The 258-nt window shown below is 65.5% G+C and carries 1 protein-coding gene; it reads left to right on the top strand.

Going from position 1 to position 258, the window contains the following annotated elements:
• On the top strand, positions 1-258 hold a 258-nt coding region (locus ACQG3P_RS20375; RefSeq protein ID WP_426806058.1), incomplete at both ends, for a DUF5956 family protein.

Genomic DNA, 258 nt, shown 5'->3' with positions numbered 1-258 from the left:
CCTCTTGCTCGCCTGGGTTGCGATCAGCGCGGTCGGCGCAGAGTACGTGGCACTTACGAGGGCAGACACCTCCACCCGCACAACCAAGGCGGAGATCACTGATCCGGACGGTCGCGTTACACGCTTCACACGGCCGATCAGCCAGGAAGATCTCGACGACGAGCGATTCATGGCGGGCGGCTACCTCGAGGACGCGGAAGTCTCGATGCCGCCCGCCGGTACCGCCGTTCACCTCAGGCTCCCGCATCGAGTGGGGAC

Source organism: Stenotrophomonas sp. SrG (genome assembly GCF_050031795.1).
GTDB lineage: Bacteria > Pseudomonadota > Gammaproteobacteria > Xanthomonadales > Xanthomonadaceae > Stenotrophomonas > Stenotrophomonas rhizophila_A.
This window is presented reverse-complemented; position numbering and strand designations above follow the sequence as displayed.